We start from the raw sequence: 14,219 nt of genomic DNA on the forward strand, positions 1-14,219 counted from the left end.
GCACCACCCCACCCCCGCAGGGCACGATCGCCCCAGCGGCCTCGCACCCGAGCGCGGCCCCCGCGGACCGCGCGCCCGTGGAACACACCGCAGAACAAGCGGAGTCCGCCGACCCGGCACTCCGCCACAGATGGCCGTTCGATCTTTCCCCCGTAGGGATGGGGTCGTTACGGGGAGGTAGACTGAAGAGTGTCTGGTCGGACGCATGCCCGCCCCTGCCCTGAACGCACCTGTGTCGGGTGCCGGGAGCGAGCGGCCAAGAACGAACTGCTGCGCACTGTGATGGTCGACGGAGTCCTGCTCCCCGACCCGCGCGGTACGCTGCCCGGCCGGGGTGCGTACGTACACCCCGTACCGGCCTGTACGGAGCTGGCGGTACGCCGCCGCTCATTCCCCCGGGCCCTCCGGGTCCAGGGACCGCTCGACACGGCGGAACTCCGTCGCTATGTCGAGCAGGCAACACCGTAAGAAGCGCCGCACGGAACCGCCGTGCGGCCCAGGTACCTCGCGAGTCGGAAGTAGGTCGAGATTGCGATGAGCACTCGATGAGTACGCGATGAGTACGCCCATGAAGTAGCGACGGTCCGGCGCCCCCCGGACCTCAAAGGAGCGAAGTGGCTAAGGTCCGGGTATACGAACTCGCCAAGGAGTTCGGCGTAGAGAGCAAGGTCGTCATGGCCAAGCTCCAAGAACTCGGTGAATTCGTCCGTTCGGCGTCCTCGACGATCGAGGCGCCGGTGGTGCGCAAACTGACTGACGCATTCCAGCAGGGCGGTGGCTCCGGCAAGTCCGGTCCCCGTCCCGGCGCGCCGCGCAAGCAGGCGCCCGCACGGCCGGCGGCGCCCTCGCCGTCCGCCCCCACCCCTTCCCCGGCGCCGCGTCCCGCGGCGCCCAAGCCGGCCCCGGCGCGCCCCGCGGCGCCCGAGGCCCCTGCCGCGCGTACCGAGGCTCCCGCCTCGCGCCCGGCTCCCGGCCCCCGTCCGGGCCCGGCCCGTCCGGCCGCCCCGGCCCCGTCCACGCCGGAGTTCACCGCGCCGCCCGCCGCGCCCGCGCAGAGCGGCCAGCCCGCTCCGTCGGGTCCGCGTCCCGGCGGCGCGCCCAAGCCCGGCGGCAACCGTCCCCAGCAGGGCGGCGGTCAGGGCCGTGGTGACCGTCAGGCCCCGCGTCCCGGTGGCCAGGCGCCGCGTCCGGGCGGTCGTCCCGCCGGTCCGCGTCCCGGCAACAACCCCTTCACCTCCGGTGGCTCGACCGGCATGGGCCGCCCGCAGGCGCCCCGTCCCGGTGGCGGCGCCCCGCGTCCCGGCGGTGCCGGTGCCCCCGGTGGCCCGCGCCCGCAGGGTGGCGGCGCCGGTCAGGGCGGTCCCCGTCCCCAGGGCGGCGCGCGTCCGACCCCGGGCGGCATGCCCCGTCCGCAGGCCCCGCGTCCCGGTGCCGGGCCCCGCCCGAACCCGGGCATGATGCCGCAGCGTCCCGCCGCCGGCCCGCGTCCCGGCCCTGGTGGCCGTGGTCCCGGTGCCGGTGGTCGTCCCGGTGGCGGCGGTGGCCGTCCCGGTGGTGGCGGTTTCGCGGGCCGTCCCGGTGGCGGCGGCGGTGGCGGCTTCGCGGGCCGTCCCGGCGGCGGTGGCGGTGGCGGCGGTTTCGCCGGCCGTCCCGGTGGCGGCGGTGGCCGTCCCGGCTTCGGCGGCCGTCCCGGTGGCCCGGGTGGCCGCGGGGGCACGCAGGGTGCCTTCGGGCGTCCCGGCGGTCCGGCGCGTCGTGGTCGCAAGTCGAAGCGGCAGAGGCGCCAGGAGTACGAGGCCATGCAGGCCCCGTCGGTCGGCGGCGTGATGCTGCCGCGCGGCAACGGCGAGACCGTTCGCCTGTCGCGTGGTGCCTCGCTCACCGACTTCGCCGAGAAGATCAACGCCAACCCGGCCTCGCTGGTCGCGGTGATGCTGAACCTCGGCGAGATGGTCACGGCGACTCAGTCCGTCACGGACGAGACGCTGGAACTCCTCGCCTCCGAGATGAACTACAAGGTTCAGATCGTGAGCCCCGAGGAGGAGGACCGCGAGCTGCTGGAGTCCTTCGACCTGGAGTTCGGCGAGGACGAGGGCGGCGAGGAGCTGCTCACGGCCCGCCCGCCCGTGGTCACCGTCATGGGTCACGTCGACCACGGCAAGACCCGCCTCCTCGACGCGATCCGCAAGACCAACGTGATCGCGGGCGAGGCCGGCGGCATCACGCAGCACATCGGCGCGTACCAGGTGACGACCGAGGTGAACGGCGAGGACCGCCGCATCACCTTCATCGACACCCCCGGTCACGAGGCGTTCACCGCCATGCGTGCCCGTGGTGCGAAGTCCACCGACATCGCGATCCTCGTGGTCGCGGCGAACGACGGCGTCATGCCGCAGACGGTCGAGGCGCTCAACCACGCCAAGGCCGCCGAGGTGCCGATCGTCGTCGCGGTCAACAAGATCGACGTCGAGGGCGCCGACCCGACCAAGGTGCGCGGCCAGCTCACCGAGTTCGGTCTCGTCGCCGAGGAGTACGGCGGCGACACGATGTTCGTCGACATCTCCGCGAAGCAGGGCCTGCACATCGACAGCCTCCTTGAGGCCGTCATCCTCACGGCCGACGCCTCGCTCGACCTGCGCGCCAACGCGGAGCAGGACGCGCAGGGCATCGCGATCGAGGCGCACCTCGACAAGGGCCGCGGCGCGACCGCGACCGTCCTGGTGCAGCGAGGCACCCTGCGGGTCGGCGAGACGATGGTCGTGGGCGACGCCTACGGTCGCGTCCGCGCCATGCTCGACGACCTCGGCAACACGGTCGAGGAGGCCGGGCCTTCGACGCCCGTCCAGGTGCTCGGTCTCACCAACGTCCCCGGCGCCGGCGACAACTTCATCGTCGTCGACGAGGACCGCACCGCCCGCCAGATCGCCGAGAAGCGCGCGGCCCGCGAGCGCAACGCCGCGTTCGCCAAGCGCACCCGGCGCATCTCCCTTGAGGACCTGGACAAGGTGCTCAAGGAGGGCGAGATCAAGCAGCTCAACCTCATCATCAAGGGTGACGCCTCCGGTTCGGTCGAGGCCCTGGAGTCCTCGCTGCTCCAGCTCGACGTCGGCGAAGAGGTCGACATCCGGGTGCTGCACCGCGGCGTCGGTGCGGTCACCGAGTCGGACATCGACCTGGCGACAGGCTCGGACGCCATCGTCATCGGCTTCAACGTGCGCGCCGCGGGGCGTGCCACGCAGATGGCCGAGCGCGAGGGTGTCGACGTCCGCTACTACTCGGTCATCTACCAGGCGATCGAGGAGATCGAGGCGGCCCTCAAGGGCATGCTCAAGCCGGAGTACGAAGAGGTCGAGCTGGGCACGGCGGAGATCCGCGAGGTCTTCCGCTCCTCCAAGCTCGGCAACATCGCGGGTGTCCTCATCCGTTCCGGCGAGGTCAAGCGCAACACCAAGGCCCGGCTCATCCGCGACGGCAAGGTCATCGCGGAGAACCTCAACATCGAGGGCCTGCGTCGCTTCAAGGACGACGTCACCGAGATCCGCGAGGGTTACGAGGGCGGTATCAACCTCGGCAACTTCAACGACATCAAGATCGACGACGTCATCGCGACGTACGAGATGCGCGAGAAGCCGCGCGTCTGATGCCGGGACCCGCGTCGGCCGTGCCTGAGCACGGCTGACACGGGCCGAGGCTGACACGGTCGAGCACGGGGCCGGTCGGCGGAGAATTCCGTCGATCGGCCCCGTGCGTCGCGTGTACGGTGGGGAGGTTGCCGCCGCACGGAGGCGGCGCCTCGTACCCCGAACCGGCGGGACATCCGGACCAGCATGTATGTGGGGACCCTGTCCTTCGATCTGCTCCTGGGCGACGTGCACTCGCTCAAGGGCAAACGCTCCGTGGTCCGCCCCATCGTCGCCGAGCTTCAGCGGAAGTACGCCGTGAGCGCGGCCGAGGTGGGCGACCAGGACCTCCACCGCAGGACCGAGATCGGCCTCGCCGCCGTCTCGGGCGACGCGGGCCACCTCAGCGATCTCCTCGATCGCTGCGAACGCCTCGTCGCCGCGCGCCCCGAGGTCGAGCTGCTCGCCGTACGCAGACGCTTCCACGGGGACGAGGACTGAGCGTCTCCGCCGCCGACGACGCGCGACGCCGCGTCGTACGGCGCGGTATTACGGCGCGGGACGTCGCGCCGGTACGTGCGCGATGTCGCGGTCGTACGGGGCGTGGCACCGTAGCCCGTACGGGACGTGCCGCGTGGCCGGACGGCGCGGCGCGCACGCGACGTACCCCCGGAGGCTCCGCCTCCACACAGACCAACCGAGACAGAACAGCACCAAGTAGGGAGACGGACCGGTGGCCGACAACGCTCGCGCCCGCAAGCTGGCCGATCGCATCCAGGTCGTGGTCGCCCAGACCCTGGAACGGCGTATCAAGGACCCGCGACTGGGCTTCGTGACCATCACCGACGCACGCGTCACCGGTGACCTCAGGGAGGCCACGGTCTTCTACACGGTCTACGGCGACGACGAGGAGCGCGCCGCGTCCGCCGCGGCGCTGGAGAGCGCCAAGGGCGTCCTCCGCTCCGAGGTGGGCCGGCAGACCGGGGTGCGCTACACCCCGAGCCTCGCCTTCGTGCCCGACGCGCTGCCCGACACGGCGCGCACCATCGACGACCTCCTGGACCGCGCCCGGCTGCGCGACGAGGAGGTGCGCCAGGTCTCGACCGGCGCCGCGTACGCGGCGGGCGCCGACCCGTACCGCAAGCCGGCCGACGAGGACGAGGACGGAGCGGCCGAGGACACCTCGGCGGAGCAGGGCAGGGGCAGCGGCACCGAATGACCACGCAGCGCACCACGACCCCGGACGGCCTCGTCATCGTCGACAAGCCGTCCGGGTTCACTTCCCACGACGTCGTCGCGAAGATGCGCGGCATCGCAGGCACGCGACGTGTCGGCCACGCCGGCACCCTCGACCCGATGGCGACGGGCGTCCTCGTCCTCGGGGTGCAGCGCGCCACCAAGCTGCTCGGGCACCTCGCCCTCACCGAGAAGGAGTACGTCGGCACGATCCGGCTCGGCCAGGACACCGTCACGGACGACGCGGAGGGCGAGATCACCTCCTCGGCCGACGCGTCGGGCATCACGCGGGAGGCGATCGACGCCGAGGTCGCGAAGCTGACGGGCGACATCCTCCAGGTCCCCTCCAAGGTCAGCGCCATCAAGATCGACGGCAAGCGTTCCTACAAGCGCGCGCGGGAGGGCGAGGACTTCGAGATCCCGGCCCGCCCCGTCACCGTCTCCTCCTTCCTCGTGCACGACGTGCGCGCGGAGACGGCGCCCGACGGCACCCCCGTGCAGGACCTCCTGGTCTCGGTGACGTGCTCGTCCGGTACGTACATCCGCGCCCTCGCGCGCGACATCGGCGCGGCGCTCGGCGTCGGCGGGCACCTCACGGCGCTGCGCCGTACGCGCGTGGGGCCGTACCGCCTGGACGTGGCGCGCACCCTCGACCAGCACCAGGAGGAGCTGACCGTCATGCCCGTCGCGGAGGCCGCCGACGCGGCGTTCCCGCGCTGGGACGTCGACGCGCGCCGCGCGGGACTCCTCCTGAACGGTGTACGGCTCGCGATGCCCGAGGAGTACGAGGGCCGCGGCCCTGTCGCCGTCCACGGCCCGGACGGGACCTTCCTCGTCCTGGTCGAGGCGGACCGCGGGAAGGCGAAGAGCCTCGCCGTCTTCGGCTGAGGCACGGGCGTCCGATGTCGCGAGGCCCGAGGTCGCGACAGCCGATGCCGCCGAGGCCCGACGTCACGACGGGGGCCGCCGCGCCCGCGACGTCGCGCCACGTCGCGTCGGGGCGCGCGAGGTGACGGGTGCGGCGACGCGGCGTCGTACGGGCGAAAGGCGAGGTCGTGCGCGACGTCGTCCTGGGTGGGGCGCGACGTGGCACGCGGCGTGGCCCGCCCGCGCGATGTCGCGCCCTTGCCGCCCGCCCGTTGCCGTGCCCGCGCGACATGGCACTCTTAGACCTGCGGATTCGTGGAATCCCGACAACCGGCTCATCCCACAGGTGCGACAAGGAGCGGTCACAGTGCAGCGCTGGCGTGGCTTGGAGGACATCCCGCAGGACTGGGGGCGCAGCGTCGTCACGATCGGGTCCTACGACGGGGTGCACCGCGGACACCAGCTCATCATCGGCCGCGCCGTGGACCGCGCGAAGGAACTGGGGCTGCGGTCCGTCGTGGTCACCTTCGACCCGCACCCGAGCGAGGTCGTCCGCCCCGGCAGCCACCCGCCGCTCCTCGCCGCGCACCACCGGCGCGCCGAGCTGATGGCGGACCTGGGCGTGGACGCGCTGCTGATCCTCCCCTTCACGACGGAGTTCTCGCGCCTGTCGCCCGCCGACTTCGCGCGCACCGTTCTCACCGAGCGCCTCCACGCCAAGGTCGTCGTCGAGGGTCCGAACTTCCGCTTCGGCCACAAGGCGGCCGGCAACGTCACGCTGCTCGCCGAACTCGGGCGCGAGGACGATTTCGACGTGGACCTCGTCGACCTCTACGTCAGCGGCGAAGCGGGCGCGGGGCAGCCCTTCTCCTCGACGCTCACGCGTCGTCTGGTCGCCGAGGGCGACGTCGCGGGCGCCGCGGAGATCCTCGGGCGCCCGCACCGTGTCGAGGGCGTCGTCGTCCGCGGCGCGCAGCGCGGCAGGGAACTCGGCTACCCCACCGCCAACGTCGAGACCCTTCCGCACACCGCCGTCCCCGCCGACGGCGTCTACGCAGGCTGGCTGCACGCCGCGGGCGAGGCCATGCCCGCCGCGATCTCGGTCGGCACCAACCCGCAGTTCGACGCCAAGCAGCGCACCGTCGAGGCGTACGCCATCGACCGCGTCGGCCTCGACCTCTACGGCCTGCACGTCGCGGTCGACTTCCTCGCCTACGTGCGCGGCATGGAGAAGTTCGCCTCGATCGACGAACTCCTCGCCGCGATGGCCGACGACGTCAAGCGCTCGCGCGCGCTCGTCGCGGAGTACGAGGCGCACCACCAGGACTGAGCACGCGTCGCGACGTCGCGTAACGCGGTAACGGGGCGGCGCCCCTTCCCGGGCTGCTGCCGGGGGAGGGACGCCGCCCCGTCTCGTACGTGGCATGCCGTCCGTACGCGACGCGACGCGCCGCCGCGTACGGGCGGCGCTCCGCCTACGCGCCGTCAGCGCCCGCGACGTCGTCGCCCCGGGCGTCGTCGTCACGCGACGTGTCCTCGGTACGCGACGTGTCCTCGGTACGCGACGTGTCGCCCGTACGCGACGTGTCGCCCTCGTGCGCCGTCGCCGTCCGCCCGCGCGACGTCGCCCAGTGGCACGCGACGCCCGCGCCGTGTCCGTCGAGGACGGGAAGGTCCTTCGTACGGCACGCGTCGGCGACGCCGGCCCGTTCCGCCTCGCCCGAGGCGAGGACGTGGCAGCGCGCGTGGAAACGGCAGCCGCCCGGGATGTTCGTCGGGTCCGGCGGCTCACCGCTCAGCACCACCGGCTCCCCGGGCGCCTCCGGGAGCACCGAGAGCAGTGCCTGCGTGTACGGATGACGCGGCCGCGTCAGCACCTCCTCGACAGGCCCCGCCTCGACGATGCGGCCGAGGTACATGACGGCGACGCGGTCCGCGATGTTCCACGCGAGCCCGAGGTCGTGCGTGACGACAAGCGCGGAGAGCCCCAGCTCCTCGCGCAGTCGCAGCAGCAGCGCCAGGATCTCCCCGCGCACTGACGCGTCGAGCGAGGCGACGGGTTCGTCCGCGACGATGAGCTCCGGCTCCAGGGCGAGCGCACCGGCGATGACGACGCGCTGCCGCTGCCCGCCCGACAGCTCGTGCGGGTAGCGCAGGAAGAAGCGCTCCGGGGGACGCAGCCCCGCGAGCGAGAGCGCCCGCGTGACGGCGGCGCGTTCGTCGCCGGGCGCGCGGTGAATGCGCAGTCCCTCGGCCACCGCGTCGTACACGGTGTGGCGCGGGTTGAGCGAGCCGCTCGGGTCCTGGAGCACGAGCTGGGCCCGCTTGCGGTAGGCACGCAGCGCCCGGGAGCTGTACGAGAGCGGCTCGCCCGCGAAGGTGATGCGCCCCTCCGTCGGCGGGACGAGGCCCAGGAGGGAGCGCGCGAGCGTCGTCTTGCCGCAGCCGGACTCCCCGACGAGCGCGACGATCTCTCCGGTGCCGATGTCGAGGTTCACCCCGTCGACGGCGCGCGCACGCGGCGCGCCACGCCGCCCCGCGAAGGTGATGCCCAGGTCGCGTGCCCCGAGCAGGGCCTGCTCCCGCGTGGTCGTACTCATGCCCGCGTGCTCCTCGCCTCGTCGGCACCGTCGTGCCCCGCGTCCTCGGGCCCTGACGCCGCGTCGCGCGCGTCGTCCGTACGCGCCGCCGCCCGGCCGCCCGTACGCGACGTCGCGCCGTCGACCGCCGCGCCCCCACGCGACGTCGCGTCGTTCCCCGCCTCTGTACGCGACGTCGCGCTGTCTGCCGCGACGTCTGTCGCGACGTCACGCGCCGTCGCGCCGCGCGACGTCGCCTCGTCGAACCCCACCTCGACCCGCACGCACGCCGCGCGACGTGCCGGCCCCGCCGCACGCAACGGCTGCGGCTCCGTCGCGCACGACGGCAGCGCCACGGGGCACCGTGGATGGAACGTGCACCCCGTGGGCAACGAGGCCGGGTCCGGCGGATCGCCCGGCAGGCCGCGCGGGGCGTAGCGCGACGCCGGGTCGCCGATGCGCGGGAACGCGCCGGAGAGCGCCGCGCCGTACGGGTGCAGCGCCTGCCCGTACACCTCCCGCGCTGGCCCCTCCTCGACGACGCGTCCCGCGTACATGATCGCGAGCCGGTCACACGTGTCGGCGAGTACCGCGAGGTCGTGGCTGATCATGACGAGGCCGATGTCCTTCTCGGCCACGAGGCGCTCGATGAGCCGGAGGATCTGGGCCTGGATCATGACGTCGAGCGCGGTGGTCGGCTCGTCGGCGATGATCAGCTGCGGATCGCAGGCCAGCGCCATCGCGATCATGACGCGTTGCCGCTGCCCGCCGGACAGCTCGTGCGGGTAGGCCGTCGCGCGCGACACCGGGAGGCCGACGTGGCGCAGCAGTTCCTTGACGCGGCGTCGCCCCTCCTCGGGGCCCGCCAGGCGGTGCAGGAGGATCGGTTCGAGTATCTGGTCGCCGATGCGGTGCACGGCGTTGAGCGAGTGCATCGCGCCCTGGAAGACGATCGACGCGCCCGCCCAGCGCACGGCGCGCAACCGCCCCCACGCCATCGTGCGGATGTCCTCGCCGTCGAGCAGGATCTCACCCTCCAGCGTCGTCCCCGGCGGCAGCAGACGCAGCAGCGCCATCGCGAGCGTCGACTTGCCGCAGCCCGACTCTCCCGCGATGCCGAGCTTCTCGCCCGCGCGCAGCGTGAGGTCGACGCCGCGCACCGCCGGCACGGCGCGCGCGCCGCTTCCGTACGTGATGCGCAGGCCGCGCACGTCGAGCAACGGACGCGACGTGTCGCGCGCCGTCGCCCCGTCGCCGCCGCGCGCCGCCCCGTCGCCGGGTGCCGTCGCGTCGCCCGGTGCCGTCGCGCCGTCCCGCGACGTCGCGTCCTGCGCCCCGGCACCCTTCGCCCGCGAGGGAGCGGGGACCTGCGTGCCCCGCGTGGTCGGTTCAGTCATCGTCGGTCCCCCAGCTTGGGGTTGAGTACGGACTCGATGGCGCGTCCGCACAGGGTGAAGGCGAGGGCCACGAGCGCGATCGCGAGGCCGGGGGGTGCGAGGTACCACCAGTCGCCCGAACTGACGGCGCCCGCGTCGCGCGCGTCCTGGAGCAGCCCGCCCCAGGACACCATGATCGGGTCGCCGAGCCCGAGGAAGGCGAGCGTCGCCTCGGTGAGGATCGCGTTCGAGATCACCAGGGTCGTCTGGGCGAGCACGAGCGGCATGACGTTCGGCAGGACGTGCCGCAGCATGATGTGCTGGTGGCCGCCGCCCAGCGCCCTGGCCCGCTCGATGTAGGGGCGCGACTCGACGGACAGCGTCTGCGCCCGTACCAGCCGCGCCGTCGTCGGCCACGTCGTGACGCCGATGGCGAGGATCGTCGTCCAGAGGGAGCGGTCGAGGACGGTGGCGAGCGCGATGGCCAGGACCAGCGTCGGCATGACGAGGAACCAGTCGGTGACGCGCATGATCACCGTCTCGAACCAGCCACGGAAATGCCCGGCGGTCACACCGACGAGCGTCCCGATCGCGACGCTCAGTACCGCGGCCAGCAGCCCGACCGCGAGCGAGACGCGCGCGCCCCACACCATCAGCGCCAGCAGGCTGCGCCCGAACTGGTCCGTCCCGAGCGGGAAGCGCCCGCTCGGCGACTCCAGCGAGGTGCCGGGTGCCTCGGTGACGCTGCGCGAGTCGCTCCCGACGAGCAGCGGCGCGGCGAGCGCCAGCACCGCGATGAGCAGCAGCACGACGAGGCCGACGAGGCCGGTGCGGTGCGTACGGAACTCGCGCCAGAAGTCGGCGAGCGCGCGACGTCGCCGCGCCCACGCGAGGGCGCGCGGCGACGCGACGTGTGCCGCGTCGTCCGGCTCGGGGGCCGCGTCGTCGCGCGGCGTGGCCACGTCTTTCGTATCGGTCGTCATCGGCCCACCCGGGGATCGAACAGCGGATAGATCAGGTCGGCGAGCGTGTTCATGACGATCACCGCGGCGGCGAAGACGAAGAACAGCCCCTGTACGAGCGGGAGGTCCGGGATGCTCAGCGCCTGGTAGAAGAGCCCGCCGAGACCGGGCCAGGAAAAGACGGTCTCGACCAGGATCGCCCCGGCGACGGTGTTGCCGAGGTTGACGAAGAGGAGCGTCACGGTGGGCAGCATCGCGTTCGGCACGGCGTGCTTGCGCCGCACGTTGTCGTCCCGCAGCCCCTTGGCGCGCGCCGTCGTCAGGTAGTCGCTGCCCATCTCGTCGAGGAGCGAGGACCGCATGACGAGCAGCGTGCGCGCGTACTCGACCGCGACGAGCGTGAGGACCGGCAGCACCATGTGGTGCGCGACGTCCGTGACGTACGCGAAGCCCTCCTTGCCGCCGGTCTCCATGCCGCCGGTCGGGAACACGCCGGGGATCGGCCCGATGCCCACCGACAGGACGATGATCAGCAGCAGGCCGAGCCAGAAGGACGGCACGGAGTACAACGTGAGCGCGAAGGCCGTGTGGAAGCGGTCCCCGAACCGCCCGTGCCGCCAGGCGTTGCGCGAACCGAGCCAGACGCCGAGCGCCGTGTACAGCACGAACGCGGTCCCGGTCAGCAGCAGCGTCGCGGGCAGCGCCTCGGCGATCTTGTCGATCACCGGCGTGTGGAACTGGTACGAGGTCCCGAGGTCCCCCGTGAGCGCCTTGCCGCAGTAGTCGGTGAACTGGTGCCACAGCGGCAGGTCGAGCCCGAACTCCCGGCGCATCGCGTCGAGCTGCTCCTGGGAGACCTGCTTGCCGCCGGTCATGGCCTTGATCGGGTCTCCGGGGATGAGCCGGAAGAGGAAGAAACTGGTGACGAGTACGGCGAACAGGGACACGACGGCGCCGAGCAGTTTGCCCGCCACGTAGCGCAGATATCCCGTTCCCGGGCGCCGGCGAGGACCACGGGGCGTGGCCGCGGCAGGAGCCGCGACCGCGCCGCCGGGGTCCTCCACGAGCGCGGAGGTGCTTTCGGTGCTCATGGGGTGATCGGTCTTCCGCTGAGTGGGGCGTCCTTCCGCGAGGCGCCGTAGCGCGGGGCGCGGCGCGGGGAGGAGGACCGGACGGAGGGGGAGCGACGCCGGCGCGCGGTGCGTCGGCGGCTCCGGGGAAGGAGGTACGTCGCGGTGACGCGGCGTGGGGCGGCGTGGGGCGGTGCGGGGCGCCTGGCCGGTGCGCGCCGGTACGCCGCGAGCGGGGGGGGTACGTACACGGCCGACGCGACGTCGCCTATGCCACGTCGCGTGCGACCTGCGAAAACGTCGCGACGTCGCGTACGCCGCCCGCACCGTCCCACGCGACGTCGCGCCGTGCCGGAGGCGACGAAGCGGCGGGCGGAGGAGCGGCGGGGCGGCAGAAGTCGCAGCGGCGGGAGCGGGGACGCGGCCCCGCGCGGTGCTCGACGCGCACCGCGCCGTACCGCCCCACCTCGCCCCGACGCCCCGTACCGCCCCACGCAGCGTCACCGCGACGTCACTGCATCACCGCGACCGCCCCGCGGCGTCATCCGCTACTCGCGGTCCCAGGCCGTCGCGCGCCGCCGCATTCCGAAGAACACGCCGCCACCGACGAGGAGGACGACCACGACGCCGATCCCGATCCACAGCCCCGTGCTGGAACCGGAGTCCGAGTCGGAGGAGGCGTTGTCACCGGTCGCGCCGGAGGAGGCGCCGCCGGCCGGGACGGCCGACCACCAGCTCCAGTAGCCGTCCTGGCCGTAGATGTTGCCCGCGGCCGTCGGCATGGTCTCGATCGACTTGATCTGGTCGGTCCGGTACGCCTCGACGGCGTTCGGGTACGCGAGGACGTTCATGTAGCCCGTGTCGTAGAGCCGCGATTCCATCTGCTTGACGATGTCCGCGCGCTTGGCGGGGTCGTACTCGGCGAGCTGCTTGTCGTACAGGTCGTCGAACTTCTTGTCGCAGATGAAGTTGTCGGTCGCCGAGACGGCCTTCGGCTTCGTGGGCAGTGCCGCGCACGTGTGGATCGACAGGACGAAGTCCGGGTCGGGGTTGACGGACCAGCCGTCGAAGGCGAGGTCGTAGTCGCCCGCGATCCAGGGGTCGGTCACGTTGTCCAGGCAGTCGACCTTGAGGCCGATGCCGAGGTCGCCCCACCATTCCTGCAAGTACTTGCTGACGGCGCGGTCGTTGGGGTCCGTCGCGTGGCACAGCATGCGGTACGAGAGCGGCTTGCCGTCCTTGCCGACGCGTTTGCCGTCGCCGTTCTTCTTGTAACCGGCTTCGTCGAGAAGCTTCGCCGCGGCCTTCGGGTCGTACTTCAGCTCTTGGTCGGCCGCGGGCTGCCAGGCGTAGTCCCCGAAGCGCGGCGGGATGTAGCCCGCGCCCTCGACGGCCTGCCCCTGGAAGACGCGGTCGACGATCGTCTTGCGGTCGACGGCCATGAACAGCGCGTGCCGGACCTTCTCGTCGAGCAGTGAGGGGTCGCCCGAGCCGAACTTCTCGCCGTCCTTGGTGCGCGCGCCGGGGTTCGTGGCGATCGCGTAGAAGCGGCGCCCCGGACCGTCGTTGACCTTGATGTTCGCGGCGCCCTTGAGTGACTGCGCCTGCGCGGGCGTCAGCGCGGGGCTGCCCGCGACGAAGGAGACCTCACCCTTGCGGAGCGCGGCGACGGCGGCGTCCTGGTCCTTGTAGTACCGGAAGACGATGTTGTCGAACTTCGGGCTGCCCCGCCAGAAGTCCTTGTTGGCCTTGAGCTTGACGTAGCTGTCGACCTTGTAGCCCGTCAGGATGAACGGCCCGTTCCCGACGATCGGAAACTTCTGGTCGTTGTTGAACTTCGACAGATCACCGACCTTTTCCCACACGTGCTTGGGCACGATCGGAACGTCGAGCGCCGTCATGGTCGCCTGCGGCTTCTTCAGCTCGATGACGAGCTTGTCCTTGCTCGGTGCCGTCACCTTCTTGAAGTTGGTGACGAAACTGCCGTTCGCGGTGGCCGCGCCCTCGTCCGTCATCATCTTGTTGAAGGTCCAGGCGGCGTCCTCTGCCGTCGCCTGCTCCCCGTCCGACCACTTCGAATTCGACCGGATCTCATACGTCCAGGTCAACTTGTCCTTCGATGCCGACCACTTGGTGGCCAGGCCGGGTATGACGTGGTTGTCCTTGGCGTCGTAGTTCGTCAGGAAGTCGTACATCAGCCGGGAGATGCTGGTGCTGACCAGGCGCGTCGCGAGGAAGGGGCTCAGCGAGTCCACGCTCTGCGCGAGCGCGACGGTCAGCGTCGTCTCCTTGTCGGCCGCGGCCGCCGGTGCCGTCGCGGGACTCAGCGGCGTGGCGAGCCCCGCCGTGAGCGAGAGCGCCGCGACGCCGGCCGCCGCGACGAGCCGGAACCGGCCACGCGCGCCCCGCCCGGGCGCCGGCCCCGCTGGTAGTGCTCTGCCGTACTGATCTGCTCTGCTCATGGGCCGCTGACCTCGTGTCATCGCTCGCGCTTCGTTAACTGGCGCAT

At 72.3% G+C, this 14,219-nt stretch carries 11 protein-coding genes; 6 read left to right on the forward strand and 5 right to left on the reverse strand.

Annotation, left to right across the window (positions count from 1 at the left end; genetic code table 11):
- The first annotated feature begins 189 nt into the window (after positions 1 to 189).
- The 6 genes from ACQYWQ_RS23260 (at position 190) to ACQYWQ_RS23285 (ending at position 7,053) form a co-directional block, all read left to right on the forward strand.
- Complete coding sequence (locus ACQYWQ_RS23260; RefSeq protein WP_164290752.1) at positions 190 to 468, forward strand: DUF448 domain-containing protein; 279 nt, start codon at positions 190 to 192, stop codon at positions 466 to 468.
- Positions 469 to 614: 146 nt separating this feature from the next.
- Entirely contained in the window at positions 615 to 3,641 is a 3,027-nt protein-coding gene (infB, locus tag ACQYWQ_RS23265) for a translation initiation factor IF-2 (protein ID WP_431037190.1), read from the forward strand.
- A gap of 186 nt (positions 3,642 to 3,827) precedes the next feature.
- The gene (locus tag ACQYWQ_RS23270; RefSeq protein ID WP_431037192.1) at positions 3,828 to 4,121 is read left to right on the forward strand and encodes a DUF503 domain-containing protein; all 294 of its coding nucleotides are present in this window, start codon (positions 3,828 to 3,830) and stop codon (positions 4,119 to 4,121) included.
- 232 nt (positions 4,122 to 4,353) lie between these two features.
- The gene (gene rbfA / locus ACQYWQ_RS23275; RefSeq protein WP_164291706.1) at positions 4,354 to 4,839 is read left to right on the forward strand and encodes a 30S ribosome-binding factor RbfA; all 486 of its coding nucleotides are present in this window, start codon (positions 4,354 to 4,356) and stop codon (positions 4,837 to 4,839) included.
- A complete protein-coding gene (gene truB / locus ACQYWQ_RS23280; RefSeq protein ID WP_431037194.1) occupies positions 4,836 to 5,744 on the forward strand; it encodes a tRNA pseudouridine(55) synthase TruB in 909 nt (302 codons plus the stop codon). Before rbfA ends, truB begins: the two co-directional genes overlap by 4 nt.
- A gap of 346 nt (positions 5,745 to 6,090) precedes the next feature.
- Positions 6,091 to 7,053 (forward strand): bifunctional riboflavin kinase/FAD synthetase, encoded by a 963-nt coding sequence (locus ACQYWQ_RS23285; RefSeq protein WP_431037196.1) that lies wholly within the window; start codon positions 6,091 to 6,093, stop codon positions 7,051 to 7,053.
- A gap of 145 nt (positions 7,054 to 7,198) precedes the next feature.
- Here ACQYWQ_RS23285 and ACQYWQ_RS23290 read toward each other — a convergent pair whose 3' ends face one another.
- From ACQYWQ_RS23290 to ACQYWQ_RS23310, 5 genes are all read right to left on the reverse strand, one after another.
- The gene (locus ACQYWQ_RS23290) at positions 7,199 to 8,323 is read right to left on the reverse strand and encodes an ABC transporter ATP-binding protein (RefSeq protein ID WP_431037197.1); all 1,125 of its coding nucleotides are present in this window, start codon (positions 8,321 to 8,323) and stop codon (positions 7,199 to 7,201) included.
- Complete coding sequence (locus ACQYWQ_RS23295) at positions 8,320 to 9,522, reverse strand: ABC transporter ATP-binding protein (RefSeq protein WP_431039310.1); 1,203 nt, start codon at positions 9,520 to 9,522, stop codon at positions 8,320 to 8,322. The genes ACQYWQ_RS23290 and ACQYWQ_RS23295 overlap by 4 nt, the downstream gene beginning before the upstream one ends.
- A gap of 173 nt (positions 9,523 to 9,695) precedes the next feature.
- Positions 9,696 to 10,661, reverse strand: coding sequence for an ABC transporter permease (locus ACQYWQ_RS23300; protein WP_431037198.1), 966 nt, complete (start codon positions 10,659 to 10,661; stop codon positions 9,696 to 9,698).
- Positions 10,658 to 11,731 carry an ABC transporter permease gene (locus ACQYWQ_RS23305; protein WP_431037200.1) on the reverse strand — a complete coding sequence of 358 codons (1,074 nt, stop codon included), beginning with the start codon at positions 11,729 to 11,731 and terminating at the stop codon, positions 10,658 to 10,660. The genes ACQYWQ_RS23300 and ACQYWQ_RS23305 overlap by 4 nt, the downstream gene beginning before the upstream one ends.
- Before the next feature lie 527 nt (positions 11,732 to 12,258).
- A complete protein-coding gene (locus ACQYWQ_RS23310) occupies positions 12,259 to 14,172 on the reverse strand; it encodes an ABC transporter substrate-binding protein (RefSeq protein ID WP_431037201.1) in 1,914 nt (637 codons plus the stop codon).
- Between the last annotated feature and the right edge of the window lie 47 nt (positions 14,173 to 14,219).

Origin of the sequence: Streptomyces sp. P6-2-1 (assembly GCF_050613165.1) — a bacterium.
Lineage (GTDB): Bacteria > Actinomycetota > Actinomycetes > Streptomycetales > Streptomycetaceae > Streptomyces.

Excerpts from the sequence above, each read along its gene's own strand:
- ACQYWQ_RS23270 (WP_431037192.1), top strand. The coding sequence starts at position 3,828 with ATGTATGTGGGGACCCTGTCCTTCGATCTGCTCCTGGGCGACGTGCAC.
- truB (WP_431037194.1), top strand. The coding sequence starts at position 4,836 with ATGACCACGCAGCGCACCACGACCCCGGACGGCCTCGTCATCGTCGAC.
- ACQYWQ_RS23290 (WP_431037197.1), bottom strand. The coding sequence starts at position 8,323 with ATGAGTACGACCACGCGGGAGCAGGCCCTGCTCGGGGCACGCGACCTG.
- ACQYWQ_RS23300 (WP_431037198.1), bottom strand. The coding sequence starts at position 10,661 with ATGACGACCGATACGAAAGACGTGGCCACGCCGCGCGACGACGCGGCC.
- ACQYWQ_RS23305 (WP_431037200.1), bottom strand. The coding sequence starts at position 11,731 with ATGAGCACCGAAAGCACCTCCGCGCTCGTGGAGGACCCCGGCGGCGCG.
- ACQYWQ_RS23310 (WP_431037201.1), bottom strand. The coding sequence starts at position 14,172 with ATGAGCAGAGCAGATCAGTACGGCAGAGCACTACCAGCGGGGCCGGCG.